This window comes from Azospirillum sp. TSH20 (genome assembly GCF_003115935.1).
Lineage (GTDB): Bacteria > Pseudomonadota > Alphaproteobacteria > Azospirillales > Azospirillaceae > Azospirillum.
Window position 1 is genome coordinate 34699 of record NZ_LGQU01000110.1, and the last position, 24562, is coordinate 59260.

Annotated in this window: 23 protein-coding genes; 20 read left to right on the top strand and 3 right to left on the bottom strand. The window is 68.3% G+C overall.

The annotated features are described in order from the left end of the window. The first annotated feature begins 1 nt into the window (after position 1). The 9 genes from TSH20_RS26765 (at position 2) to TSH20_RS26815 (ending at position 8534) form a co-directional block, all read left to right on the top strand. The gene (locus tag TSH20_RS26765; RefSeq protein ID WP_109156878.1) at positions 2 to 1177 is read left to right on the top strand and encodes a M20 aminoacylase family protein; all 1176 of its coding nucleotides are present in this window, start codon (positions 2 to 4) and stop codon (positions 1175 to 1177) included. Between the two features lie 168 nt (positions 1178 to 1345). Beyond that, on the top strand, positions 1346 to 2680 hold the full coding sequence (locus TSH20_RS26770; RefSeq protein ID WP_109156877.1) for an FAD-binding oxidoreductase: 1335 nt from the start codon (positions 1346 to 1348) through the stop codon (positions 2678 to 2680). Between the two features lie 17 nt (positions 2681 to 2697). Beyond that, positions 2698 to 3195, top strand: coding sequence for an L-2-amino-thiazoline-4-carboxylic acid hydrolase (locus tag TSH20_RS26775; RefSeq protein ID WP_109156876.1), 498 nt, complete (start codon positions 2698 to 2700; stop codon positions 3193 to 3195). A 54-nt stretch (positions 3196 to 3249) separates the two neighbouring features. Then, on the top strand, positions 3250 to 4359 hold the full coding sequence (locus TSH20_RS26780) for an ABC transporter substrate-binding protein (protein WP_109156875.1): 1110 nt from the start codon (positions 3250 to 3252) through the stop codon (positions 4357 to 4359). A 214-nt stretch (positions 4360 to 4573) separates the two neighbouring features. Continuing rightward, positions 4574 to 5488 carry a branched-chain amino acid ABC transporter permease gene (locus tag TSH20_RS26795; RefSeq protein WP_085082531.1) on the top strand — a complete coding sequence of 305 codons (915 nt, stop codon included), beginning with the start codon at positions 4574 to 4576 and terminating at the stop codon, positions 5486 to 5488. Beyond that, entirely contained in the window at positions 5475 to 6527 is a 1053-nt protein-coding gene (locus tag TSH20_RS26800) for a branched-chain amino acid ABC transporter permease (RefSeq protein ID WP_199232053.1), read from the top strand. The genes TSH20_RS26795 and TSH20_RS26800 overlap by 14 nt, the downstream gene beginning before the upstream one ends. Beyond that, entirely contained in the window at positions 6524 to 7294 is a 771-nt protein-coding gene (locus TSH20_RS26805; protein WP_109156874.1) for an ABC transporter ATP-binding protein, read from the top strand. Before TSH20_RS26800 ends, TSH20_RS26805 begins: the two co-directional genes overlap by 4 nt. 11 nt (positions 7295 to 7305) lie before the next feature. Next, positions 7306 to 8016 (top strand): ABC transporter ATP-binding protein, encoded by a 711-nt coding sequence (locus tag TSH20_RS26810; RefSeq protein WP_199232052.1) that lies wholly within the window; start codon positions 7306 to 7308, stop codon positions 8014 to 8016. A 26-nt stretch (positions 8017 to 8042) separates the two neighbouring features. Beyond that, a complete protein-coding gene (locus TSH20_RS26815; protein ID WP_109156872.1) occupies positions 8043 to 8534 on the top strand; it encodes an L-2-amino-thiazoline-4-carboxylic acid hydrolase in 492 nt (163 codons plus the stop codon). 75 nt (positions 8535 to 8609) lie between these two features. Here TSH20_RS26815 and TSH20_RS26820 read toward each other — a convergent pair whose 3' ends face one another. Then, complete coding sequence (locus TSH20_RS26820; RefSeq protein ID WP_158282067.1) at positions 8610 to 9479, bottom strand: ferritin family protein; 870 nt, start codon at positions 9477 to 9479, stop codon at positions 8610 to 8612. 289 nt (positions 9480 to 9768) lie between these two features. Further along, positions 9769 to 10557: an IclR family transcriptional regulator gene (locus TSH20_RS26825; RefSeq protein ID WP_109156870.1), complete on the bottom strand. Its 789-nt coding sequence runs from the start codon at positions 10555 to 10557 to the stop codon at positions 9769 to 9771. Positions 10558 to 10700: 143 nt separating this feature from the next. Between TSH20_RS26825 and TSH20_RS26830 the strand changes: the two genes are divergently transcribed. From TSH20_RS26830 to TSH20_RS26870, 8 genes are all read left to right on the top strand, one after another. Further along, on the top strand, positions 10701 to 12275 hold the full coding sequence (locus TSH20_RS26830) for an ABC transporter substrate-binding protein (protein WP_109156869.1): 1575 nt from the start codon (positions 10701 to 10703) through the stop codon (positions 12273 to 12275). A 211-nt stretch (positions 12276 to 12486) separates the two neighbouring features. Next, positions 12487 to 13428: an ABC transporter permease gene (locus TSH20_RS26835; protein ID WP_109156868.1), complete on the top strand. Its 942-nt coding sequence runs from the start codon at positions 12487 to 12489 to the stop codon at positions 13426 to 13428. A 14-nt stretch (positions 13429 to 13442) separates the two neighbouring features. Continuing rightward, positions 13443 to 14351 (top strand): ABC transporter permease, encoded by a 909-nt coding sequence (locus TSH20_RS26840; RefSeq protein WP_109156867.1) that lies wholly within the window; start codon positions 13443 to 13445, stop codon positions 14349 to 14351. A gap of 1 nt (position 14352) precedes the next feature. After that, positions 14353 to 15957 (top strand): D-aminoacylase, encoded by a 1605-nt coding sequence (locus TSH20_RS26845; RefSeq protein ID WP_109156866.1) that lies wholly within the window; start codon positions 14353 to 14355, stop codon positions 15955 to 15957. 38 nt (positions 15958 to 15995) lie between these two features. Further along, complete coding sequence (locus tag TSH20_RS26850; protein WP_109156865.1) at positions 15996 to 16379, top strand: RidA family protein; 384 nt, start codon at positions 15996 to 15998, stop codon at positions 16377 to 16379. Positions 16380 to 16459: 80 nt separating this feature from the next. Beyond that, entirely contained in the window at positions 16460 to 17518 is a 1059-nt protein-coding gene (locus TSH20_RS26855; protein ID WP_109156864.1) for an alanine racemase, read from the top strand. Positions 17519 to 17725: 207 nt separating this feature from the next. Further along, entirely contained in the window at positions 17726 to 18730 is a 1005-nt protein-coding gene (locus TSH20_RS26865) for an ABC transporter ATP-binding protein (RefSeq protein WP_109156863.1), read from the top strand. 11 nt (positions 18731 to 18741) lie between these two features. Beyond that, a complete protein-coding gene (locus TSH20_RS26870) occupies positions 18742 to 19746 on the top strand; it encodes an oligopeptide/dipeptide ABC transporter ATP-binding protein (protein ID WP_109156888.1) in 1005 nt (334 codons plus the stop codon). A gap of 17 nt (positions 19747 to 19763) precedes the next feature. On the opposite strand, the gene TSH20_RS26875 is transcribed toward TSH20_RS26870, so the two are convergent. Beyond that, positions 19764 to 21065: a CaiB/BaiF CoA-transferase family protein gene (locus TSH20_RS26875; protein ID WP_109156862.1), complete on the bottom strand. Its 1302-nt coding sequence runs from the start codon at positions 21063 to 21065 to the stop codon at positions 19764 to 19766. Positions 21066 to 21316: 251 nt separating this feature from the next. On the opposite strand from TSH20_RS26875, the gene TSH20_RS26880 reads away from it, so the two are divergent. From TSH20_RS26880 to TSH20_RS26890, 3 genes are all read left to right on the top strand, one after another. After that, entirely contained in the window at positions 21317 to 22090 is a 774-nt protein-coding gene (locus TSH20_RS26880) for a helix-turn-helix domain-containing protein (RefSeq protein ID WP_109156861.1), read from the top strand. Positions 22091 to 22327: 237 nt separating this feature from the next. After that, positions 22328 to 23398: an acyl-CoA dehydrogenase family protein gene (locus TSH20_RS26885; protein WP_109156860.1), complete on the top strand. Its 1071-nt coding sequence runs from the start codon at positions 22328 to 22330 to the stop codon at positions 23396 to 23398. A 19-nt stretch (positions 23399 to 23417) separates the two neighbouring features. Further along, positions 23418 to 24560, top strand: coding sequence for an acyl-CoA dehydrogenase family protein (locus TSH20_RS26890; protein WP_109156859.1), 1143 nt, complete (start codon positions 23418 to 23420; stop codon positions 24558 to 24560). Positions 24561 to 24562: the final 2 nt, after the last annotated feature.

Below are 24562 nucleotides of genomic sequence, written 5' to 3' on the forward strand. Positions count from 1 at the left end.
GATGGACGGGATGGCGACGGGAATGGACAGGCTGACGGCGGACATGACGGAATGGCGGCGCGATCTGCACGCCCATCCGGAAACCGCCTTCGAGGAACAGCGGACCAGCGACTTCGTGGCGGAAAAGCTGGCCTCCTTCGGGCTGGAGGTCCATCGCGGCCTCGCCAAGACCGGGGTGGTCGGGATCCTGCGCAACGGCGAGGGTCCGATGGTCGGCTTCCGCGCCGACATGGATGCGCTGCACATCCATGAGGAAACCAACCTGCCCCACAGCTCGCGCAATCCGGGGCGCATGCACGCCTGCGGGCATGACGGCCATACGGCGATGCTGCTGGGCGCGGCCCGCCACCTGACCGAGAATCCCAACCTCTTCCAGGGCACCATCGTCTTCATCTTCCAGCCGGCCGAGGAGAATGAGGGCGGCGGACGCGTGATGGTCGAAGAAGGGCTGTTCGACCGTTTCCCGGTGGAAAAGGTCTTCGGCATGCACAATTGGCCGGGGCTGGAGGTCGGCCGCATCGCGCTGCGCCCCGGCCCGCTGATGGCCGCCTACGACATCTTCGAGCTGACCCTGACCGGCAAGGGCACCCACGCCGGCATGCCGCACATGGGAACGGACACGATCATGGTGGGAAGCCAGATCGTGGGGGCTTGGCAGACCATCGCCGCCCGCAGCGTCCATCCCATCGATTCGGCCGTCGTCAGCGTCACCCAATTCCACGCCGGCGACACGTGGAATGTCCTGCCGGCCACCGCCGTACTCCGTGGCACGGTGCGGACCTTCCGGCCGGAGGTTCAGGATTTGGTTCAGCGCCGCATGGGCGAGGTCGCGACCGCCATCGCCGGCGGGTTCGGCGTCGAGGCCAGCCTGCGCTACGAACGGCGCTATCCCCCCACCACCAACAGCGTCAAGGAAACCGAACTGGCGCGGCAAGCGGCGGCGCGGGTGGTCGGAGAAGACGCCCTTGATCTGGACCCGATGCCCAGCATGGGGGCGGAGGATTTCTCCTTCATGCTGCAGAAGCGGCCGGGCTGCTACATCTGGGTCGGTGCCGGGCCTTCTGACCAGGGGCGCAATCTGCACAGCCCGCATTATGACTTCAACGACGCGGTGTTGCCGATCGGCGCAAGCTATTGGGTGCGGCTGGCCGAGACCGTGCTGCCGAAGGCCGGGTGATCTGCTTCTTGTGCAATTCCCATGAATTTCCCAGCACGACACATGGCATAAGAATGTTTTTGCGAGAAAATCTTGGGAATTGCGCACGTGTGCCTTTTGTCTCATAGTTTGTCTGGAAACGAAGGGACCTGAACCAGCAACGGATCGGTCCTGACGGATTTTGACCGAATGGGGCAAGCGGACGTGGCAGACCAGGCGCAGGACATTCCAGGTCGGGGCGGGATTTGGCGACGCCCCGACTCGCTATGGGAGGCCACCGCCCCGCCGCCTCCGGACCTGCCGGTGTTGCAGGGCAACGTGCAGGCCGATGTGCTGGTGATCGGCGGCGGCTTCACCGGCCTGTCGGCCGCCCTGCACGCGGCGGAGGCCGGCAAGCACGCGGTGGTGCTGGAGGCGTCCGAACTCGGCCGGGGCGCTTCGGGACGCAACAACGGGCAGGTCATCCCGACCCTGACCCGCCCCGATCCCGCCGACCTCGTCGCCCGTTTCGGCGGCGAAGCCGGGGAGCGCTTCGTCGGCCTGATCCGTGACAGCGCCTCCACCCTGTTCGATCTGGTGCGCCGTCTCGGCATCGACTGCGCGGCGGAGCAGACCGGCTGGGTTCAGCCGGTGCATTCGCCGGGCCGCATCAAGATCGCCGAGCGCCGGGCCGCCCAATGGGGCCGGTACGGCGCCGACGTGGAGTTGCTGGACCGCGCCGCGGTCTCCGCCCTTCTCGGCACCGATGCCTATTACGGCGGCTGGATGAACCGGACCGGCGGGCACATCAACCCGCTGGCGCTGGTGCGCGGGCTTGCCGCCAAGGCCGTCGAGGCCGGGGCGGCGGTCTACGTCAACTCCCCGGCATTGTCGGTGGAACGGCGCGGCGACATGTGGGTCGCCCGCACGCCGCAGGGATTGGTGACCGCCGACGCGCTGGTGCTGGGCACCAACGGCTATGCCGCCGCCGTCTTCCATGAGATCCGGACGGAGGTGGTGCCGGTGCTGTCCTGGCAGATGGCGACCGCGCCGTTGGGCGACAATGTCCGCAAAACCATCCTGCCGGGCCGTCAGGCGATGTCGGACACCCATGGCGATCTGCGCTTCATGCGCTACACCGCCGACAACCGGCTGGTGACCGGCGGCGCGCTGCTGATCCCGGTGAACGGGGCGGAACGGCTGAAGCGCATCGTCGGCGACCGTCTGGCCGGGATGTTCCCGGCGCTGAGCGGCGTCAGCTTCGATTACGTGTGGAATGGGCGAATCGCCATGACCACCGATTACTTTCCCCGCGTCCACCGGCTGGGGCCGAACGGCTTCGCCTGGGCCGGGTGCAACGGGCGCGGTGTGGCGCTGTCGATCTCGCTCGGTCGGGAACTGGCGCGGGCGGCGATCGGCCAGGATCCGAAGGACCTCGCCCTGCCCTTCACCCCGCCGACTCCCCTGCCCTTCAATGCCCTGCTGCAACGCGTCGGTCCGCTGAAGATCCTGCAATACCGCTGGAACGACGCCCGCGAAATCTAATCAAGGAGACGGCCGGCATGTCGGATACCCCCGATTACCCCACCCTTCTGCGCAACGCCTATGCGATGCGCGCGGCGTCATACGCCCATATGTTCGACGTGCTGCGCGAGCGGTTCGGCACCGAAGCGGCGCTGGAGGTCGGCCAGGAAGCCACCCGCCGCCTCGGCGAGGCGATGGGCGCGAAGTATGCCGGCCATGGTCCGGACGACCTGACCGGCCTCTGCCATGCCTTCCTCGACGGCATTCCCAACCGCGACAGCATGTTCGCGCCCGAGATCAAGCGGTGCGACGGCGAGGCGCTGGAAATCCACTTCCACCGCTGCCCGCTGAAGGAGGCCTGGCAGGCCCAGGGCCGCTCCGACACCGATCTGGAACTGCTCTGCAAGATGGCCGGCGCCATCGACGGCGGGCTGTTCGAAGCGGCAGGCTTCGTCTTCAAGGGCGAGACCTGGAAGCCGGGGGACGAGGGCTGCTGCCGGCTGAAGGTCCTGCCGGGCGCCAAAGCCGCCGAATAATTCCACGCGCTGCAAAGCATAAGAAGCCAAACGGAAGAAGAGGGTGTCTCCGCCATGAAACTCCGCCTCCTCACGCTCACGACGCTTGCCGCTGCCGGGATCGCCGGTTCGGCTTTCGCCGCCGACACGGTCAAGCTCGGCTACCAGCTGCCGCTGACCGGCGACACCGCGCAGTACGGCCAGGATTTCCGCAAGGCCGCCGAGATCGCGCTGACCGAGTTCAACGCCGCCGGCAAGCCGTTCAAGGTCGAGATCGTTTTCGAGGACAGCCGGTCCGACGCCAAGGAAGGCACCAACATCGCCCGCAAGTTCGTGGACGACAAGGAGATCGTCGGCGTTCTTGGCGACTTCACCTCGGGCGTGTCGATGGCCGCGGCGCAGGTCTACAAGGAGGCCGGCATGCCTCAGCTGTCGCAGACCGCCTCGCACCCCGACTACACCAAGATCTCCAAGTACCAGTTCCGCAACATCGCCACCCAGGCGCAGGAAGGCCCCTACAACGCCAAATGGATGGCGTCCAAGGGCCTCAAGAACGTCGCGGTGATCGCCGAGCAGACCGATTGGGGCCAGTCGGTGGTCAGCGGCTTCTCCGACGCGGTGAAGGCCGACGGCGGCAAGGTCGTCTTTTCGGAGTTCTTCAACCGCGGCCTGAAGGATTACCGCTCGCTGATCAGCAAGCTGGAGCGTGCGAAGCCCGACGCGATCTACACCGGCTTCTTCTATGAAGACGGGGCGCAGTTCCTGAAGCAGCTGCACCAGCTCGGCGTCAAGACGCCGGTCTATTCTACCTCGGCTGCCTACAGCCCGAAGCTGATCGAACTGGCCGGCGAGGCGGCGGAGGGCATGCACCTGACCTCCAACTTCCTGCCGACCGACCCGTCGCCGAACGTCCAGCATTTCGTCGAGGAATGGAAGAAGCGCTCGGACGGCGCCGTCCCCGGCCAGTTCCCGGCCCAGGCCTATGACGCGGTGCGCATCATGCTGGCGGCGGTGGAAAAGGCCTCGCCCAACCCGACCCGCGAGAAGGTGCGCGACGCGCTGGCCCAGACCAAGGACTTCCCCGGCGTGACCGGCAAGACCAGCTTCAGCGCCGACCGCGAGGCCGAAAAGGAGCTGGTGAAGGTCGAGGTCAAGGGCGGCGCCTTCGTTCCGGTCGCCGACTGAGGGCACCTGTGTTTCCCTCTCCCGCCCCGGGAGAGGGAAGGGGCCCATGCGGAGCATGGGAAGGGTGAGGGGTGATCCAAGGAGCCATGCGGTTCGGGATTCTTGGGCTCCCCCTCACCCTCCCCACTTCGTGGGTCCCCTCCCTCTCCCGGGGCGGGAGAGGGAACCATAAGGCCCCAACCACGCTTCCCTCTTCCCCAGCGACAGAGCCCGCATGTTCGATCCCTATTACCTCCAGCAGCTCGCCATCGGCCTGTCGCTGGGCATGACCTATGCGCTGATGGCGATCGGCTTCACGCTGATCTTCGGCGTGTTGAACGTCGTCAACTTCGCCCATGGCGAGATCTACACGCTCGGCGCTTTCGCCGGGCTGGTCCTGATCTCGGCCACGGCGCCGCCCATCGTGGCGGTGATCCTGGGCGCGCTGGCGATCGGGGCGCTGGCCGGCTTCTCGCTGGAGCGGCTGGCCTTCAAGCCGTTCCGCCGCTTCACCGACGAGGCGTCGCTGAAGTCGCGGGCGATGCGGGAATCGACGCTGCTCTCCTCGCTGGCGGTGTCCATCGTGGTGCGCGAGGCGCTGGAGATCGTCTTCGGATCGCAGATGCGCTCCATCCCCTTCGAGTATCTGATCAACACGCCGGTGCGCGTCGGCCCGGTGATCCTGGTGACCGGCGACTTCATCATCTTCGGTGTCGCCGCCGCCATGCTGATCGGCCTGCAGTATCTGCTGACGCGCACCCGCGTCGGGCTGGCCATCCGCGCGGTGTCCAACAACCCGCTCGGTGCGAAGTATGTGGGCATCGACACCGACCGCACCATCATCACCACCTTCGTCGTCGGGTCGATGATGGGTGCGGCGGCCGGCATCCTGATGGGGCTCTATTACGGCGCGGTTTTCCCCGCCATGGGCTTCACCCCCGGCATCAAGGCCTTCGTCGCCATGGTGATGGGCGGGCTGTCCTCCATCCCCGGTGCCGTGATCTGCGCGCTGATCCTCGGCATTTCGGAAAGCATGGCGACGACCTTCGTCTCGTCGGGCTGGTCGGACATGGTGGCCTACGGCTTCCTGATCCTGACCCTGATCTTCTTCCCCAACGGCTTGTTCGGAGCGCGCCGTGAACGCGTTTGAGACTGTGGCCCCCGCCGATGGCCTGACCCGGCGCCGGGGCCTGCTGGTTCCGGCGCTGATCCTGCTGCTGGTCTTCGCTGCCCTGCCGGCGCTGCTGGCCGGCTTCGACCGGGGCTATTTCTACCAGATCGCCAATCTGGCGCTGATCTTCGTCCTGCTCTCGGCCTCCATGCATCTGGTGACGGGGGTGGCGGGGCTGCTGCATCTGGGGCACGCCGCCTTCTACGGCGTCGGCGCCTATACGGCGGCGCTGCTGACCTCGAAACTGGGGCTGGGCTTCACCGTCACGCTGCCGCTGTCCGGTCTGGTGGCGGCGCTGGTCGCCTTCCTGGTGGCGCTGCCGACGATGCGGCTGGTCAGCATCTATTTCGCCGTGGCGACGCTCGCCATCGGGCAGATGCTGTATCTGGTCATGCTGAACTGGGTGGATTTCACCAAGGGACCGAACGGCATCATCGTCACCAAGGGGTTCGAGCTGTTCGGGTTCAGCCTGTCCGGACGTCTCGCCACCTACTACACCGTGGCGGCGGTGGTGACGCTGTCGGTCGTCGCGATCAGCCGGCTCAGCCATTCCTACTACGGCAACGCGCTGCGCTCGATCCGCGAGGACGACCAGTGCGCCGACGCCATGGGCGTGCGCACCGTGCGGCTGAAGATGGAGGCCTTCACCCTGTCGGCCTTCTTCGCCGGGGTGGCGGGCAGCCTGTGGGCGCACATGACCGGCTACATCTCGCCGGGCGACTTCAAATTCTCGGAATCGATCCTGATCCTGGCGATGGTGGTGGTCGGCGGCCTCGGCAGCCTGCCGGGGGCGATCATCGGCGCACTGCTGCTGATCCTGCTGCCGGAGGGCCTGCGGGCCTTGGGCGATTTCCGCAACATCATGGTCGGGCTGGTGATGTTCCTCTCCATCCTGCTGCTGCCGAAGGGGCTGCTGGGTGAGGTTTCCGCCCTGCGGCTGGTGCGCCGGCAGCTGGGTGCGGCGTGGCGCAACAGCGGCGACGGTGAACGGAAGGGCGAAGGGATCGGCTGGCGATGACCCATCTTCTTGAAATCCGCAACGTCAGCCGCCGGTTCGGCGGCGTGCAGGCGGTCGGCGACGTGACCGCCCATGTCGACGAGGGCGAACTGGTCGGCCTGATCGGACCGAACGGTGCCGGCAAGACCACGCTGTTCAACCTGATTTCCGGCTTCACCCCGCTGTCCGGCGGAACCGTCGCCTTCGCCGGCAGGACCATCAGCGGCTTGAAGCCCAACCAGGTGGCGCGGCTGGGCATCAGCCGCACATTCCAGAACCTGCGCATCTTCCCCAACATGTCGGTCTTCGACAACGTGTCGGTCGGCGCAGTGGGCGCGCTGCCGCAGGGGGCGTTCGGCGCCCTGTTCGGCCCCTTTTCCAGGGGCGGCAGAGCCCACTCCGCCGAGATCAGCCACCGCACCTGGGAGGCGCTGGAGGCGGTCGGCCTGACCCATGTCGCGGCGGAGCTGGCGGCCAACCTGCCCTACGGCCAGCGCAAATATCTGGAGATCGCCCGCGCGCTCGCCATGCGGCCGCGCTTCCTGATCCTGGACGAGCCGGCCGCCGGGCTGAACGACACCGAAACGCGCGATCTGGCAGCTTTCATCAAACGGCTGCACGGACAGGGTCTGACCATCATGCTGGTCGAACACGACATGACGCTGGTCATGGGCATCTGCCAGCGCATCCTTGTGCTGGCCTCCGGCCGCAAGATCGCCGACGGCACGCCCGACGCGATCCGCAACGATGCGGCCGTCCTCGAAGCCTATCTTGGGGTGGATGAATGACCGCGCCGCCAATGACAGCCCCACTGCTCTCGATCGCGGACCTGCATGTCGCCATGGGGCCGCAGGAGATCCTGCACGGCGTCCGCCTGGAGGTGCCGGAGGGCGCCATCGTCGCCGTGCTCGGCTCCAACGGCGTCGGCAAGACCACGCTGATGCGCACCGTGTCCGGCATCTACCGCGCCCGCCAAGGCAGCATCACCTTCCGCGGCCAGCCGATCACCAACATGCCGGCCCACCGCATCGTCCAACTCGGCCTGTCCCAGGCGCCGGAAGGGCGGCAGATCTTCTCCAACATGAATGTCCGCGAGAATCTGGTGCTCGGCGGCGGCGACGTCGGGCTGGGCGAGCTGGACCGCGTGCTGGCGATGTTCCCGATCTTGAGCGAGCGGCTGCGCCAGAATGCCGGTTCGCTGTCCGGCGGCGAACAACAGATGCTGTGCATCGCCCGCGCCCTGATGCGAAAGCCGACGCTGCTTCTGCTCGACGAGCCCTCTCTTGGGCTGGCGCCGAAGATCGTCGCGCAGATCTTCGACCTGATCGGCCGCATCCGGGCGGAGGGGGTGTCGATCCTGCTGGTCGAGCAGAACGCCCGCGCCGCCCTGCGCATCGCCGACCACGCCGCGGTTCTGGAGGATGGCCGCATCGTGCTGGCCGGTCCGGCCGCCCAGCTGCGGGACGACCCGCGCATCGCCGAGGCCTACCTCGGCGGCCATGCCCATTGACGCCACCTCAGAGAAGGAAGCCTGTCATGACCGAAACCAAGGGGACCCAAACCCTGGGCATTCTGGAACGCCGCCGCATCGAGGCGGAAATCCTGAAGCCGGTCTATGAGGAGATGGTCGCCCGGCTGGGCGAGGCCACGGCACAGGAGATCCTGGGCGCCGCGATCACCAAGGCCGCCCTGGCCGCCGCCCAATCCTTCGCCGCGACCGAGCCGGAGGGGACCAGCCTGAAAAGCTTCGCCGATCTGCAGCCGCTGTGGACCAAGGACGACGCCCTGCGGCTGGAGGTGAAGCGGCAGGACGAAACCCATTTCGACTACAACGTCACGCGCTGCCGCTACGCCGAGATGTACCGGGAGATGGGACTGGGGTCGATCGGGCACCTGCTGTCCTGCAACCGCGACGCCGCCTTCTGCACCGGCTACGATCCCCGCATCACGATGGAGCGGACGCAGACCATCATGCAGGGCGCCGACCATTGCGACTTCCGCTACCGCTTCGAGCCGAAGAGCGAATAGTCACCCGACGGACCGGGGGCGCCGGTGCCAGGATCCACCTGACACCAGCCGCCGGCGCGCGACTTCGGCGTTCCTTCAGGCCCTGTCCGGATTCGCCAGCAGAGACCGGGTAAGTGCAAGGCGGCCCAACGACTGCTCGGCCAATTTCTGGGCTTCGTTGAGCAGGGTCTCCTCGGTGGCATGCTCGGCTGCGGCGAGATAGGTGTCGAGGATCTCCTCGGCGTCCTGGATCGACAGGCGCACGGCCTTCTCCGCGGTCAGCGAGCCCGGACGAAGCAGTCCGGCAGCCCGAGCGCCCTCGGCGGCATCGCTTCCCGGAACATTGGGCGCGGCCCCACCGGCGTGACCGCGGGCCTTGTCGGCCAGCCGGCGCAGCACGGCCGCCGCCTCCACGGCACCGGAGGCCCCGACGGCGGCCGCGGCCGCATCGTTGACCTCGGCCGATGCGACCTCCATGGCTGCGGACAGTGCGAACAGCTCCTCAAGCGTGCGCGGATTGCGACGTCTGGGTTGCCGGGAGGCGTGGAAGGCTTCGCGGCGCCACCGGCGCAACAGGCTTACGTGCTCCAACTCTTCACGCGCCATCGACTCGGCGCGGCGGCGGACCTCTTCGTTCAGTGCCGACGCGGCGACGTAGGTGTAGAACGCAAAGGCCCGCTCCTCATTGCGCACGGCAACCGCCAGGGCCTCGTAGGGGCCGAACACTTGGGCGCCCTCCGCCTGATCGAAGGTCTCCGGCATCCGCCAGGAAAACCGCACCGGCTGCGGTGCGCGCAGCCCATCGCGCTGAGCCCAGCGGGACAACTGGTCCTCATGGGTCTTTTCCAATTCGGCCAGACGCCCGAAGAGGGTGGCGAGTTCCGTTTTCCCCTGCCGAGCGACCGTCGCGGCAAGCTGCTCGTAGCGCAGAGCCGCCTCGTGCTCCATCCCGACGGCGACATCCATGAGTTCCTCCGCGGTGCCGATTGGCCGGAGAGGGAAGTCAGAATTGATCGGAGCGTCCATTGCGGCCTCGCGTTCAGAAGGTTTGGCGGGCGCCTCAAGGGTGATGAAACAGCCCGGGAATCATCGGGATGCGCAGATCACCATCCAAGGGGGCTCCCCTGCCAATACAGTCTAGAACATTTTCGTCACCAGCACGCGGCCGAACGACAAATTCCACACCGGGGATCACGGAGTCACGGCAAGCCGAACGATACCGTCCGAGCGGACAAGGGTCTCGGCGGACGACCGGTCACGGACGCCCGGGCGACAGCCTCTCCGCGCTGGCCTTCAGCGTGTCGATCATCACCTGCTGCGCCTCCTCCGTCGTGTCGGCCGGGACGACGAAGCAGATGGTGGCGATGCAGCGGCCGGCCGGATCGCGGACCGGCGCGGCGAGGCAGGTGGTGAAGCGGTCGACCAGCGCCGTGGTGCGGACATAGCCCTGGGTGCGGGCGCGGCCGATGTCCTCCAGGAACTCGTCCTCGGCGATGCGGCGGCCGTCGGGCAGGACGAAATCGTCGGACGGGATGAAGCGCCGGATCTCGTCCGCATCCATGTGGTCGACCAGCAGCCGGCCGGACGCCGTCCAGGGGATCGGCACCTTGATGCCGATCTCGGAGCTGATGCGGAACATGCGCCGGCCCGGTTCATTCAGCACGACCAGATATTTGTCGCCGTCCAGCGTGCAGAACTGCGCCGTCTCCCCCACCGTCTCGGCGATGTGGGCGACCTCCACCCGCGCCTTGCGGATCAGGTCGACGCTGTCGAGGTAATCGCTGCCGTAATAATGCATCGCCGGCCCGAAATAGACCGTGCCGTCGCCGTCGCGCAGTTCCAGCCAGCGCGCCTCGACCAGCGTGTTGACCAACTCGTACATGGTGGAGCGCGGGGTGCCGGTGTCGCGCGCGATGTCGGCGATGCGCGTCGGGGCGCGCCGGCTGTGCAGATGGTCCATCAGCGCGATGACTCGGTCGATGCCGCGGGCGCGGCCCGTCGACTTCTCTTCTGTCTGCTTTTCCAACACGCCGCCGCTCTTCATCCGATCCGCGCTCCCTGCCGTCCCACAACCGATTACCACGCGGATTTTCAGCTTGCCAGTGGTGTTTGTCCGATATACCGTTTGCTTGTCTGGAATACAAGACCGATGTCCGATATTTCGGACGAACGGTCGGGGAGGCAGAAATGACAGGGATCACGCGACGTCTGTTCAACACCGCCCTCGGCACGACACTGGCCGCCGGCGGGCTTTCCTCCGGAATCCTCGGAACCTGGACCACGCCGGCGCAGGCCCAGCAGGGCGGCGCATCGGTCGTCACCGTCGCCACCATCGGCGAGCCGCCGACGCTGGACCCGGTCGGCACCACGTCCGACCTCGTCAGCATCATCACCCAGCATATGTTCGAGACGCTGTTCACCTTTGACGGCGAGTGGAAGCTGGCCCCGCTGGTGGCGTCGGCCCTGCCGCAGGTGTCGGCGGACGGCAAGACCTACACGATCCCGCTGCGCAGCGGCGTCACCTTCCATGACGGCAGCACCGTCACGGCCGACGACGTGGTCGCCTCGCTCGACCACTGGACCAAGGCCTCGCCGCGCGGCAAGACCGTCGCCCCGCTGGTGGAGAGCATCGCCGCCAAGGGCTCGGACGCCGTCGTCATCGCGCTGAAGGAGCCGTTCGCCCCGCTGACTGCGCTGCTCGCTATGAACAACGGCGCCGCCGCCATCGTGCCGAAATCGGTGATCGACGGGCCGGGCGCGCTGAAGTCGCTGATCGGCACCGGCCCCTACAAGCTGCTGGAGCACAAGCCCGACCAGTATATCCGGCTGGTCCGCCATGACGGCTACGCCTCCCCCGCCGGCGCTCCCAGCGGCTATGCCGGCAGCCGCAAGGCCGTCATCGGCGAGGTGCGCTTCGTCCCGGTGCCGAACGCCGCCACCCGGGTGTCGGGCGTGCTGGCCGGCCAGTACCAGTTCGCCGACAGCCTGCCGGCCGAAACCCTGCCGCGCATCAAGGACGCGGCCGGCGTCAAGCCGGTGATCGTGAAGCCCTTCGGCTTCCCGCTGATGATCATGAACACCAAGACCGGTGTCATGGCGAACCAGAAGATCCGTCAGGCGGTGCTGGCGGCGCTGGAGCCGAACGACATGCTGCTGGCCGGCTTCGGCGACCCCGCCTTCGTCCAGGCGGAGGGGTCGATCTACGCCCAGGGCACGCCCTATTACGACGCGGCCAGCGCCAAGCCCTACAGCGACCATGCCGCCGGCAAGGCGGCGGACCTGCTGAAGGCCGCCGGTTACAAGGGCGAGCCGATCCGCATCATGACCTCGGTGCAGTACGAGTTCCTGTACAAGATGAGCATGGTGGCGCAGGCCCAGCTCGAAATGGCCGGCTTCAAGGTCGATCTGCAGGTGCTGGACTGGGCGACACTGCTGCAGCGCCGCGGCGACGAAAAGGCGTGGGACGCCTTCTTCACCTATCACACCTTCGTTCCGGAACCGTCGCTGATCACCGTGCTGAACCCCAGCTATCCCGGCTGGTGGGACAGCCCGGCCAAGCGGGAGGCGCTGGCCGCCTTCAACCGCGAGATGGACCCGGCCGCCCGCAAGGCGAAGTGGGTGACCTTGCAGACGTTGTTCTACAGCGAGGTGCCGAGCATCAAGGTCGGCGATTTCTACAACCTCGCCGCCAGCAGCGACAAGCTGACCGGCTACACGCCGACGCCCTGGCCCTTCTTCTGGAACACCGACCTGAAGGGTTGAGAGGGTGGAGTTACGACACCTCCCCGTTATACCCCCTCTCCCCCCGGGGAGAGGGCCGGGGTGAGGGGGATGCATAGGGTGGATCGGGGGACGATCAGAGCGTCGCAATTCTTGTAAATTCACGACGCGCGCCCCCCTCACCCTAACCCTCTCCCCAGGGGGGAGAGGGGATCGTTTCTTTGGGATATCTCCACGGTCCGGGACCGCAACCATGCTCGTTTACATCGTCCGCCGGTTTGCCGGCATGATGGTCGTCATGCTGCTCGTCGCCATGGTGGTCTTCGTGATCGCCCGCGTGGTGCCGGGCGATCCCGCCGCCGTCATGCTGGGATCCGCCGCCACGCCGGAGGACATCGCGGCGTTGCGCGGTCGGCTCGGGCTCGACGAACCGCTGCTGACGCAGTTCCTGCTCTATCTCGGGCAGATCATCCGCTTCGACCTGGGCGAGTCCATCTTCCTCAATCGTCCGGTGGCGCAGGCGCTGGCCGAACGGTCGGAGCTGACCGGGCTGCTGACCATGATGTCGGTGGGAATCGCCATGCTGATCGGCGTGCCGGTCGGCATCCTGTCGGCGGCCAAGCGCGGCGGGCTGATCGACCAGATCGCGGTCGGGCTCGCCATGCTGGCGGCCAGCATTCCCAGCTTCTGGATCGGGCTGACCCTGATCAAGTATCTGGCGGTCGACCATGCCTGGTTCCCGGTTGCCGGCTATGGTCCTCCCGAAGCCGATCTGCTGGAGCGCATGCGTCATCTGGTGTTGCCGGCCATCGCGCTCGGCATCCCGAACTCGGCGCTGATCCTGCGCTTCACCCGAACCAGCATGCTGGACGTGATGAGCCATGATTACGTCCGCACCGCGCGGGCCAAGGGTCTGCCGCCGCTGGTCGTCGTGCTGAAGCATGCGCTGCGCAACGCGATGATCCCGATCCTGACGGTGATCGGCCTGACCACCGCGGTGATGATCGCCGGCGCCATCGTGACGGAAACCGTGTTCGGCCTGCCCGGCGTCGGCAACCTGATCGTCTCCGCCGTTCTGCGCCGCGACTATCCGGTGATCCAGGGCGCCCTGCTGGTGGTGTCCGCCATCTATGTGCTGATCAACCTGACGGTCGACCTGCTCTATGCCGTGGTCGATCCGCGGGTCCGTTATTGAGAGGGAGGGTTTCCATGGCAAGCGTCCCCGCCGGTCACGGCAGCGTCCCCCTTCCCTCCTCCGCCAAGGCCAGGAACAGCCGGTCGCCGGCCGCCCTGCTGATGCGCCAGCTGTTCCGCCGCCGGCTGGTGGTGCTGTCCTTCCTGATCATGCTGGCAATCCTGGCAGTGGCGCTGCTGGCGCCGTGGATCACCCCCTTCAACCCGATGAAGATGGACATCCTCGGCCGGCTGAAGCCGCCGACCGCCGCCCACTGGTTCGGCACCGACGAGTATGGCCGCGACGTGCTGTCCCGCGTGATGCTGGGCGCCCGGCTGTCGCTGCTGGTCGGCCTGCTGGTGGTGGTGGTGGCGACGCTGCTCGGCACGCTGCTTGGGCTGGCCGCCGGCTATATCCGCCCGCTGGACGGCCTGCTGATGCGGCTGACCGACGCGCTGATGGCCTTCCCGGACATCCTGCTCGCCATCGCCTTCATGGCGGCGCTGGGGCCGTCGCTCTACAATGTCGTGCTGGCGCTCGGCATCGTCTACACGCCGCGCGTCGCCCGCGTGGTGCGCGCCGCCTGCCTCGTGGTGCGCGAGATGCCCTTCATCGAGGCGGCAACGGCTCTCGGCGCCTCGACCCCGCGCATCGTCTTCCTGCACATCCTGCCCAACCTGATGTCGCCCATCCTGGTGCAGGCCACCTTCATCTTCGCCTACGCCATCCTGACGGAGGCGGCCTTGTCCTTCCTCGGCGTCGGCGTGCCGCCGACCACCCCGACATGGGGCAACATGATCGCCAGCGCCCAGCAGTATTTCCAGCAGGCCGACTGGCTGATCCTGTTCCCCGGCTGCGCCATCGTCCTGACCGTGCTGTCGCTGCAGATCGTCGGCGACGGGCTGCGCGACGCGCTCGACCCCCGGCTCCAGAAGGCGAAATGAGATGAGTGCCACCTTCCTCATCAAAGGCGCCCGCGTCATCGACGGCACCGGCGCCCCCTGGTTCCCGGCCGACGTGCTGGTGGAACGCGGACGCATCGCCGCCGTCGGCCCGATGCTGGACGCGCCGGACGCCGAGCCGCTGGAGGCGGCGGGCCGCTTCCTCGCCCCCGGCTTCATCGACGCCCATTGCCACGACGATCTGATCCAGCTGCGCCAGCCCGGCCGGCCGGAGAAGGTGGCGCAGGGCGTCACCACCGTGGTGGTCGGCAACTGCTCCTTCGGCCTCTACCCGCAGAACCCGGACAGCAGCGGCCCTCTGCGCGAGCATTTCGGCAATCTGCTGGGCACAGTGTCCGATCAGGAGACCTTCGCCGATTTCACCGGCTACCGCGCCGCGCTCGACGGTCGCGGCACCGCGATCAACCTCGTCTCGCTGGTCGGTCATGCGGCCCTGCGCCTCGCCGTCATGGGCTGGCAGAACCGCGCCGCCACCGCCGAGGAACGCGAGGCGATGGCGGCCCTGCTGGCGGAGCAGCTTCGCCAGGGCGCGCACGGCCTGTCGCTCGGCCTCGTCTATCCGCCCAGCGCCTGGGCCGACCGCGCCGAGCTGGTGCGGCTGGCGGAGGTGGTGGCGGAGCATGGCGCGCTGCTGACCGCCCATGTGCGTTCCTACGAGGGCGGGCTGATCGCCTCGGTGGACGAGTTCCTCGATCTGCTGAAGGCCGGCGGGGCGAGCGGCCTGCTCTCCCACCTGCAAGCCGCCGGAAAGCCCTATTGGGGCAGCCTGCCGCGCGCGGTGGAGCGGCTGGAGATCGCCCGCAAGGGCGGCACCGACGTCAGTTTCGACATGTACCCCTACCCGGCCGGCTCCAGCACCATCCTGCAGCTTCTGCCGCCGTCGGCGCTGGCCGGCGGGGTGGAGGCCCTGCTGGCGCGCATGGCCGATGCCGACGGGCTGGCCGCTCTGCGCTGCGCGGTGGAGGACGGCGAGGCGCCGAACGATGCCGGCTGGGAATCCAAGATCCGCCTGATCGGCTGGGAGAATGTCCGCATCGGCGGCGTTTCGGCGGACGACCTGCGCGACTTGGAAGGGCTGTCGCTGACCGAGATTGCCGGGGTGGCGAAGGAGCAGCCCTTCGACACGCTGGTCCGCCTGATCCGCGCCGACCGTGGCCGCACCAACATCGTCATGTTCCAGCTGGCCGAGGCCGATCTGGAGACCGCGCTGTCGCACCCGCTGCACATGCTGGGCTCCGACGGGCTGCCGCGCGAGACCGGCAAGCCGCATCCCCGCGCCTTCGGCAGCTTCCCGCGCTATCTCGGCCGCGCGATCAGGGGCGAAGGCGGGCTGGGGCTGGAGGATGCCGTGCGCCACATGACAGCCGTCCCGGCGCAGCGTTTCGGCCTGTCCGACCGCGGGCTGATCCGGCCGGGCATGATGGCCGACCTGACCCTGTTCACCGCCGACGTGGCGGATCGCGCGACCTTCCAGGATCCGACGCGCCCGCCCCACGGCATCACCGACGTGCTCGTCGCCGGACAGTTCGTCCAGCGCGACGGCGGGCACACCGGCGCGCGTCCGGGCAAGGCCCTGGCCCGCGCCTGATCCGTCAAGAACACAGTTTCAAAACCAGTGAGGACCCGATGAGCAACCGCAAGCCGATCTTCGCCGAAAAGGGTGCGAAGCCCGCCGGCCAGTACAGCCACGCCATCGTCGCGAACGGCTTCGTCTATGTGTCGGGCCAGGGGCCGCACCATCCGGAGACCGGCGCGCTGCCCGAGGATTTCGCCGGCGAAGTGCGCCAGACCCTGCGCAACCTGGAGATCATCCTGAAGGCCGCCGGTACCGACCTCGCCCATGTGGTGAAGGTCAACAGCTACCTCAGCGACCTCGGCCGCTTTCAGGAATACAACGCGCTCTATTCGGAGTTCTTCCCCAACGAGCCGCCGGCCCGCACCACCATCGGCTGCCAGCTGAACAACATCCAGGTCGAAATCGACTGCATCGCCGTCCTGCCGACGGCGTAAGATCCTAAGTACATGGCCGATCCCGCCGCTTCACCGCCGGGATCGGCCTCTTTCCCAAATCTGCGTTCCGGAGCGGTCCCATGCGCGTCGACGAACTCGACACCCCCGTCCCCGTCATCGACCTTGACCGGGTCGAGCATAACCTGACCAAGATGCAGGCCTATTGCGACCGGCACGGGTTGGCGCTGCGCCCGCACATCAAGACCCACAAGCTTCCCCAATTCGCGCTCCGCCAGATCGAGCTGGGCGCCGTCGGCATCACCTGCCAGAAGATCAGCGAAGCCATGGTGATGGCCGAAGCCGGCTGCAAAGACATCCTGCTGACCTACCCCATCGTCGGCGCCGCCAAGGTGAAGCCGCTGGCGGAGCTGGCCGGCAAGACCAAGCTGACGGTGGCGCTGGACAACGCCGTCGCCCTCGACACCGTGGCCGCCGCCGCTGCCGAGGCCGGCGTCGAAATCGGCATCCTGGTGGAGTTCGACAGCGGCGACGGCCGTTGCGGCGTGCAGACCCCCGACGAGGTGCTGACGCTGGCCCGCCGCGCCGCCGGCAACGGGCTGACCCGCTTCCGCGGCCTGATGACCTACCCGCGTGGTCCCCGCACCGTGCCCTTCGTCACCGAGACCCGCGCCCTGCTGGACGGCGCCGGCATCGCGGTGGAGACGGTGTCGGTCGGCGGCACCCCCGGCTGCTGGGACACCCATGAGCTTCCCGGCGTGACCGAGTTGCGCGTCGGCACCTACATCTACCACGACCGCGCCACCGTCGGCGCCGGGGTGGCGACGCTGGACGAGTGCGCCGTGCATGTCCACGCCACCGTGGTCAGCCGCCCCACCGCCGACCGCGCCGTTCTGGACTGCGGCAGCAAGACGCTGTCGAGCGACCGCGTCGCCCCATCGGTCGGCGAAGGCTATGGCCTGATCCTCGACTACCCCGACGCGGTGATCGTCCGCGTGAACGAGGAGCATGCGGTGGTCGACCTCAGCAAATGCACGGAGCGGCCGGAGATCGGCGACCGCGTGATGATCCTGCCCAACCATGTCTGCGTGGTGACCAACCTGCACGACCGCATGGCGATCACCCGCAACGGCGAGGTCGTCGGCGACTGGCCGGTGCCGGCGCGCGGCTGCACCCGCTGACCTGCCCCTCCGGGCAATCGCGTTCAGCTCCCTCTCCCGCCCCGGGAGAGGGAAGGGGCCCATGCGGAGCATGGGAAGGGTGAGGGGTCGGGCACGAAGCCATGCGGTTCGGGATTCTCGAACCACCCCTCACCCTCCCCACTTCGTGGGTCCCCTCCCTCTCCCGGGGCGGGAGAGGGCGATTATCGGCAAATCCAGGATCCCGTCATGGACGCTGACCTCACGCTCGACATCCGCAACCTGCAAACCCACTTCACCGCCGATCCCGGCGTGTCGAAGGCGGTGGATGGCGTGTCCTTCGCCGTGCGCCGCAACGAGACGCTGGCCGTCGTCGGCGAATCCGGCAGCGGCAAATCGGTGACCAGCCTGTCGGCGATGCGGCTGATCCCGTCGCCGCCGGGCATCATCGCCGGCGGCGAGATCCTGTTCCGCGGCCGCGACGGCCAGGTGCGCGACCTCGCCCGCCTCAGCGAGCGCGCCATGCGCAGCGTCCGCGGCAACGAAATCGGCATGATCTTCCAGGAGCCGATGACCTCGCTGAATCCGGTCTACACCGTCGGCGACCAGATCGGCGAGGCGCTGCGCTACCACCAGGGTCTCGACCGCCGGGCGGCGCGGGCGGAGGCGCTGGCCATGCTGAAGAAGGTCGGCATCCCGGCGGCCGAGCGTCGGCTGGACGAGTATCCGCACCAGATGTCGGGCGGCATGCGCCAGCGCGTGATGATCGCCATGGCGCTGGCCTGCCGCCCCACCCTGCTGATCGCCGACGAGCCGACCACGGCGCTCGACGTGACCATCCAGGCGCAGATCCTCGACCTGATGCGGCGGCTTCAGGAGGAGACCGGCACCTCGATCCTGTTCATCACCCACAATCTGGGCGTGGTGGCAGAGGTGGCGCACCGGGTGGTGGTGATGTATGCCGGCCGCATCGTCGAGGAAGGCGATGTGCGCTCCCTGCTGAAATCGCCGAAGCACCCCTACACCCGCGGGCTTCTGGCCTGTATGCCGCATCTGGGCCAGCGCCGCGGCGACGGCGGCCGGCTGCACGCCATCCCCGGCAGCGTGCCCAGCCCGGTGAACCGCCCGTTGGGGTGCACCTTCGCCCCGCGCTGCCCGCTGGCCGAGCCGGCCTGCACCGCCGCCGAACCCGTGCTGGAGCCGGTCGGCCCCGACCATTCCGCCCGCTGCCGCCGCTGGAGAGACGTGCAATGAGCGCCGTTGCCATGACTTCCGATGTTTCGACCGAACAGCCCCTTCTGAGCGTCCGCAATCTGGAAAAGCGCTTTCCCGTGCGCGGCGGGCTGCTGCAACGGCCGGTCGGCTGGGTCAAGGCGGTGGACGATCTGTCCTTCGACCTGAACCGCGGCGAGGTGCTGGGGCTGGTCGGCGAATCCGGATCGGGCAAGACCACCGCCGGGCGCAGCATCCTGCGGCTGATCGAGCCGACCGGCGGCTCCATCCGCTTCGACGGACAGGAGATCACCGGTCTGCCGACGGCCGAGATGCGGGCGCAGCGCCGCCGCATGCAGATCGTCTTCCAGGACCCCTATGCCAGCCTCGACCCGCGCCAGCGCGTGCGCGACGTTATCGGCGAAGCTCTGGTGATCCACGACATCGGCAGCCGCGCCGACCGCCGCGACCGCGTGGCCGCGCTTTTGGAGAAGGTCGGCCTGACCGCCGACGCCATGGACCGCTTCCCGCACGAATTCTCCGGCGGCCAGCGCCAGCGCATCGGCATCGCCCGCGCCCTGGCGGTGGAGCCCGACTTCATCGTGGCGGACGAGCCGGTGTCGGCGCTCGACGTCTCGGTCCAGGCGCAGGTGGTCAATCTGCTGGGCGACCTGCAGCGCGAGCTGGGGCTGGCGGTGCTGTTCATCGCCCATGATTTGGCGGTGGTGCGCTACATCAGCGACCGGGTGGCGGTGATGTATCTCGGCCGCCTGATGGAGATCGCGCCGAGCGACTCCCTCTACGAGCGCCCGCGCCATCCCTACACCATGGCCCTGCTGTCGGCCGCCCCCGACCCCGATCCCGACGCGCCGAAGTCACGCATGCTGCTGGACGGCGACGTGCCGAGCCCGATGAACCCGCCGTCCGGCTGCGTCTTCCGCACCCGCTGCCCCTTCGCCCTGCCAGCCTGTGCTGAGCCGGAGGCCCGGGCACTGCGGCAGGTGGCGCCGGGGCATTCGGTGTCGTGCATCCGGGATGATGTGACGGCGGCGGGGTGATCGGGGCCCCTCTGGCCTTATCCGCCCAGCACGCCGGACGACCGCAACTGCTCGACCCGGTCGGGACTGTAGCCCAGCATCTCCTCCAGAACCTCCGCGGTCTGCTGTCCCAGCCGGGGCGGCGGGCGGCGGTAGGTCGCGGGGGAGTTCGACAGCCGGGCCGGGTAGCCCACCACCGGCACCTTGCGCCCGTCCTCCAGCGTCATCTCCCGCACCAGCCCGCGTTCGGCCAGATGGGGCTCGGCGAAGACCTGATCGATCCGGTTGATCGGCCCGCCGGGCACGCCGGCCTCCGCCATGGCGGCAAGCAGCGCCGCCTGATCCCATTTGGCGATGGCGTCGGCCAGCAGCCCCTCCAGCTCGTCGCGCAGGGCGAGCCGGCTGGCATTGTCGGCGAAACGCGGGCTCGCCGCCACCTCCTCCAACCCCAGCAGCCGGCACAGCGCCCGGAATTGGCCGTCATTGCCGGTGGCGACGATCACATGTCCGTCGCGGGCCTTGAAGGTGCGGTATGGCACGACGTTCGGGTGCTTGTTGCCCATCAGTCCGGGAACCATCCCCCCGACCAGCCAGTTCATCGCCTGATTGGCGAGGACCGACACCTGGGTGTCGAGCAACGCGCAGTCGATGTGCTGGCCCTGCCCGGTGCGGTCGCGATGACGCAGCGCGGCCAGGATCGAGATCGTGGCGTAAAGCCCGGTGAAGACGTCCGACACGGCGACGCCGACCTTCAGCGGCTCGCTGCCCGGCTCTCCCTCGGTCTGGCCGGTGATGCTCATCAGCCCGCTCATTCCCTGGATCAGGAAATCATAGCCGGGACGCGGAGCCAGCGGCCCGGTCTGGCCGAAGCCGGTGATGGAGCAATAGACCAGACGCGGGTTGATGCCTGACAAGGCGGCATAATCCAGCCCATAGCGGGCAAGGCCGCCGACCTTGAAATTCTCGATCACCACGTCGCAGTCCGCGGCAAGCCGGCGGATGATGTCGGCCCCGTCCGGTTTGGCGATGTCGATGGCGATCGACCGCTTGTTGCGGTTGCAGGACAGGTAATAGGCGCTCAGCCGCTCCACGTCGCCATCCGCCCCGTCCGCCGCCCCATCCGCCGAAAGAAACGGCGGTCCCCAGGCGCGGGTGTCGTCGCCATGGCCGGGATGCTCCACCTTGATGACGTCGGCGCCGAGGTCGCCCAGCGCCTGCGACGCCCAGGGACCCGCCAGCACCCGGCTGAGGTCGAGGACGCGGATGCCGGCCAGCGCCCCGCCGCCTTCTGCTCCGGCTCCGGCGCCACCATGCGACTCCTCGTGGTTTTCTGTGCTCATGATCGTCCCGGCTTGAATGCTGTCCGATGGTCGCCGTCTGGTCGGCAGGCGCCACTCCGGCGCCTATCGTTTCACTGTGCGAAATGGCTTTTCATATTGATGGTAGCGTGCCGTCGGCTGGGTTACAATGCTCAACGGAAAGGCAATCGGCCGCCTGTACAATCCCGCGCGGTCCGGCTAACGTCCCCGGCCCCCGCCGGGCCGCACGGATGGCCATGATTCGTCATCGCCCATGAGTTGGAGGAACCGAGATGCCGTCCTTTAAGCCCGTGGTCGCCCTGCTGCGTGGTCTGGACGTCCTCCAGGCGGTGAATGCATCGCGGGAGGCGACGGTCGGATCGGTCCATGCCGCGACCGGGCTCGACAAGGCGACCGTGGTGCGGATGCTGGAAACACTGGAACATGCCGGCTACATCGTGCGCGTCGCCGGCCGGCCGGCCTATGTTCCCTCCTGGCGCACCCTGCAGCTCAGCCAGGGCTACGACCTGCAGCGCAGTTTGGGGGCGGCGGCGGAACCGATCCTGACGGACTTCCGCAAGTCCATCGGCTGGCCGTCCGATCTGGCGATCTGCGATCGCGGCGCCATGATCGTCGTCCAGACCAGCCGCGAACAGGGGCCGCTGTCCCTGAACCGCCGGCCCGGTTATCAGGCGCCGATCCTGTCGACTTCGCTCGGCCGCGCTTATCTGGCCTTCTGCCCGGACGAGGAGCGGCAGGCCATCCTTGCCCAGATCGCCGCCCGCCCGAATGCGGAGAGCGTCGATCTGAGCAAGGCCGACGCCATACTGGCGGAGGTGCGGGAGCGCGGATTCTCCGTGATGGACAGCACCTACAGCGACCGCGAGTATGAGGGCCTCGTCTGGGCCATCGCCGTCCCGGTGATGAACGGCGAGCGCGCCTGCGCATCGGTGAACATCCTGATGCTGCGCAACGCCATGTCCTACGAAATGGCGGTGGACCGCCTGCTGGAGCCGCTGAAGGCGACCGCCGCCCGCCTCGCCGAGGTTTTCCGCGCCCAGGGCTAATCCGGCCCGCCCTTTTCCACCGGCTTATCAGTCCAGTCGGGCAGGCCTCCCCTTGCCTGCATGCCGCCACCTGCATGCTCGGATATGCAGCACCCAGCCTCCGCCTGCCCCAGGCAATTGGTGGTGACCCTAACAAATTTGGTTGCCAACCAAACCATCCCCCTGTACGGTTTTGGTAATGAAAAGGCGTTTCATACAGTGAAACGATCTTGAACCGGCAAAGCTGGGGGGACGAAGATGAGCGAAACCGGTCGGATCCTCGTCGATACGGCAACCAGACTGTTCCAGAACATCGTCACGCCCAATGAACTGGCCCGCGCCGAAGCGGGTGAGTGGCCGGGCGACATCTGGAACGCGGTGGAGGAGCTTGGCCTGCCGCTGGCGCTGGTCCCGGAGGACCAGGGCGGCTTCGGCATCGACCCGGTGGAAGCGCTGGCGGCGGTCCGCGTCGCCGCCGCTTTCGCGCTGCCGCTTCCGCTGGGCGAGACGATGCTGGCGAACCGCCTGCTGGCCGGTGCCGGCATCGACGCGCCGGGCGGTGCGCTGTCGGTCGCACCGACCACCACCGCCGGCCGGACGGCCCATCCCCTCGCCCTTGTGCCGGATAACGGCGGCTGGCGGCTGACCGGGGTGGCGCGCCGCGTGCCCTGGGGCAGCAAGGTGTCCGGCGTGGTGGTGGTCGCCGAGGCCGCCGGCGTGCCGCATGTCGCGCTGGTTCCCGCCGGCCGCTTCGACGTGGCGCCCGGCACCAACCTCGCCGGAGAGCCGCGCGACGACCTGTCCTTCGACTGCATCCTGGAGCCGTCGCAGGTGGCGCCCGCCGCCGGTGTCACGCCGGAAGGCCTCCACGCCGCCGGCGCCGCCCTGCGCAGCATCCAGATCGCCGGGGCGCTGGCGCGGGTTCTGGAGATGACGGTGCAGTACGCCAACGAGCGGTCGCAGTTCGGCCGGCCCATCGGCAAGTTCCAGGCGATCCAGCAATCCCTCGCGGTGCTGGCCGGCCAGACGGCCGCCGCCTCTGCCGCCGCCGATCTCGCCGCGGAGGCCATCACCGCGCCCGCCGGCGACCATCGCATCGCCGTCGCCAAGGCGCGCACCGGCGAGGCCGCAAGCGTGGCGGCGGCCATCGCCCATCAGGTCCATGGCGCCATCGGCTTCACCCACGAACACAGCCTCCACCACCTCACCCGGCGCCTGTGGTCCTGGCGCGACGAGTTCGGCAACGACGCCGAATGGTCCCGCCGCCTGGGACACGCCGCCATTGCCGCGGGCGCCGACGGCTTGTGGCCGATGATCACGGCGGCCTGAGCAGCGGAGACACCCGACGATGACCGCATTCACCTTCCCCGCGCCTCCGCCCGCCGATGTGGAGGGGCTGCGCGCCGAAGTCCGCGACTTCCTCGCCACCGAACTGGCCGCCCGCAAGCCGCGCGACCGTGCCCGCTCCTGGAGCGGCTTCGACGCGGACTTCAGCCGCAAGCTGGGCGAGCGCGGCTGGATCGGCATGAACTGGCCGAAGGCCTATGGCGGCCACGAACGCAGCGCGCTCGAACGCTATGTCGTGCTGGAGGAGATGCTCGCGGCCGGAGCGCCGGTGGCGGCCCACTGGATCGCCGACCGCCAGAGCGGCCCGCTGCTGCTGAAGGTCGGGACCGAGGAGCAGCGCCACACGATCCTGCCGCGCATCGCCGCCGGCGAATGCTTCTTCTGCATCGGCATGAGCGAGCCTGATTCCGGGTCCGACCTTGCCGCGGTGCGCACCCGCGCCACCCCGGTCGAGGGCGGATTCCGCGTCACCGGCACGAAACTGTGGACCACCTACGCCCACAAGTCCCACTACATGATCCTGTTCTGCCGCACCGGCAGCCAGGAAGAACGGCAGGGCGGCACCAGCCAGCTGCTGGTCGATCTGAACACGCCGGGGATCACCGTCCGCCCGATCGCCGATTTGTCGGGCGAGCATCACTTCAACGAGGTGGTGTTCGAGGACGCCTTCATCCCGGACAGCGCCCTGATCGGCCGGATGGGCGACGGCTGGACTCAGGTGATGGGCGAGCTGGCCTTCGAACGCAGCGGGCCGGAGCGTTTCCTGTCCTCCTTCACCCTGCTGGTGGAACTGGTGCGCGCGCTGGGCGACGACCCGTCGGATCGCGCCAGGGAAGCCGTCGGCCGGCTGACCGCGCACATCGTCACGCTGCGGCGGCTGTCCCGCTCGGTGGCCGGCATGCTCCAGAACGGCGAGAACCCGGCGCTGCAGGCGGCGCTGGTCAAGGATCTCGGCGCCCTGGTGGAGCAGGAGATCCCCGAGATCGTCCGCGGCGTCGTGTCGGTGGAACCGTCGTTGCAGGCCGACACCGAACTGGCCGCCGTCCTGGCTCACACCATCCTCAACGCCCCGGCCTTTTCGCTGCGCGGCGGCACCCGCGAGATCCTGCGCGGCATCATCGCCCGCGGCCTCGGCCTGCGCTGACC

What these genes read in the sequence shown, in the direction of transcription:
- TSH20_RS26765 (WP_109156878.1), top strand. Translation starts at nt 2, where the DNA reads ATGGACGGGATGGCGACGGGAATGGACAGGCTGACGGCGGACATGACG.
- TSH20_RS26770 (WP_109156877.1), top strand. Translation starts at nt 1,346, where the DNA reads ATGGGGCAAGCGGACGTGGCAGACCAGGCGCAGGACATTCCAGGTCGG.
- TSH20_RS26775 (WP_109156876.1), top strand. Translation starts at nt 2,698, where the DNA reads ATGTCGGATACCCCCGATTACCCCACCCTTCTGCGCAACGCCTATGCG.
- TSH20_RS26780 (WP_109156875.1), top strand. Translation starts at nt 3,250, where the DNA reads ATGAAACTCCGCCTCCTCACGCTCACGACGCTTGCCGCTGCCGGGATC.
- TSH20_RS26795 (WP_085082531.1), top strand. Translation starts at nt 4,574, where the DNA reads ATGTTCGATCCCTATTACCTCCAGCAGCTCGCCATCGGCCTGTCGCTG.
- TSH20_RS26805 (WP_109156874.1), top strand. Translation starts at nt 6,524, where the DNA reads ATGACCCATCTTCTTGAAATCCGCAACGTCAGCCGCCGGTTCGGCGGC.
- TSH20_RS26810 (WP_199232052.1), top strand. Translation starts at nt 7,306, where the DNA reads ATGACAGCCCCACTGCTCTCGATCGCGGACCTGCATGTCGCCATGGGG.
- TSH20_RS26815 (WP_109156872.1), top strand. Translation starts at nt 8,043, where the DNA reads ATGACCGAAACCAAGGGGACCCAAACCCTGGGCATTCTGGAACGCCGC.
- TSH20_RS26820 (WP_158282067.1), bottom strand. Translation starts at nt 9,479, where the DNA reads ATGGATGTCGCCGTCGGGATGGAGCACGAGGCGGCTCTGCGCTACGAG.
- TSH20_RS26825 (WP_109156870.1), bottom strand. Translation starts at nt 10,557, where the DNA reads ATGAAGAGCGGCGGCGTGTTGGAAAAGCAGACAGAAGAGAAGTCGACG.
- TSH20_RS26830 (WP_109156869.1), top strand. Translation starts at nt 10,701, where the DNA reads ATGACAGGGATCACGCGACGTCTGTTCAACACCGCCCTCGGCACGACA.
- TSH20_RS26835 (WP_109156868.1), top strand. Translation starts at nt 12,487, where the DNA reads ATGCTCGTTTACATCGTCCGCCGGTTTGCCGGCATGATGGTCGTCATG.
- TSH20_RS26840 (WP_109156867.1), top strand. Translation starts at nt 13,443, where the DNA reads ATGGCAAGCGTCCCCGCCGGTCACGGCAGCGTCCCCCTTCCCTCCTCC.
- TSH20_RS26845 (WP_109156866.1), top strand. Translation starts at nt 14,353, where the DNA reads ATGAGTGCCACCTTCCTCATCAAAGGCGCCCGCGTCATCGACGGCACC.
- TSH20_RS26850 (WP_109156865.1), top strand. Translation starts at nt 15,996, where the DNA reads ATGAGCAACCGCAAGCCGATCTTCGCCGAAAAGGGTGCGAAGCCCGCC.
- TSH20_RS26855 (WP_109156864.1), top strand. Translation starts at nt 16,460, where the DNA reads ATGCGCGTCGACGAACTCGACACCCCCGTCCCCGTCATCGACCTTGAC.
- TSH20_RS26865 (WP_109156863.1), top strand. Translation starts at nt 17,726, where the DNA reads ATGGACGCTGACCTCACGCTCGACATCCGCAACCTGCAAACCCACTTC.
- TSH20_RS26870 (WP_109156888.1), top strand. Translation starts at nt 18,742, where the DNA reads ATGACTTCCGATGTTTCGACCGAACAGCCCCTTCTGAGCGTCCGCAAT.
- TSH20_RS26875 (WP_109156862.1), bottom strand. Translation starts at nt 21,065, where the DNA reads ATGAGCACAGAAAACCACGAGGAGTCGCATGGTGGCGCCGGAGCCGGA.
- TSH20_RS26880 (WP_109156861.1), top strand. Translation starts at nt 21,317, where the DNA reads ATGCCGTCCTTTAAGCCCGTGGTCGCCCTGCTGCGTGGTCTGGACGTC.
- TSH20_RS26885 (WP_109156860.1), top strand. Translation starts at nt 22,328, where the DNA reads ATGAGCGAAACCGGTCGGATCCTCGTCGATACGGCAACCAGACTGTTC.
- TSH20_RS26890 (WP_109156859.1), top strand. Translation starts at nt 23,418, where the DNA reads ATGACCGCATTCACCTTCCCCGCGCCTCCGCCCGCCGATGTGGAGGGG.